The sequence below is a fragment of the Virgibacillus sp. 7505 genome (genome assembly GCF_002272135.1).
Lineage (GTDB): Bacteria > Bacillota > Bacilli > Bacillales > Amphibacillaceae > Terribacillus.
Window position 1 is genome coordinate 1 of the sequence record NZ_NPBF01000492.1, and the last position, 209, is coordinate 209.

The 209-nt window shown below is 42.6% G+C and carries 1 protein-coding gene; it reads right to left on the bottom strand.

Features of this window, described 5'->3' with window-relative positions; translation table 11 throughout:
* Nucleotides 1–172 (bottom strand): acyltransferase family protein (locus CHH91_RS19930; protein ID WP_176465916.1); only part of this gene is annotated, 172 nt, incomplete at its 3' end.
* Between the last annotated feature and the right edge of the window lie 37 nt (nucleotides 173–209).

Genomic DNA, 209 nt, shown 5'->3' on the forward strand with positions numbered 1-209 from the left:
AAATACTCATAGAATGAGGACGAAATACAGCTCCAGACAAGTAAAAAAATAAAGGCATATGAAAGGCAAACAAAAAGGCTTTAAGTGTTTCGTCGATAGGCGCATGGCTCATGACAACAAGAACAATGCCAAGGCCTTTCGCCGCATCGATCCATTTAATTCGGCTGTCCATCAAAGCAACCCCTTTCTGTATCAACTTCCAGGTGTGG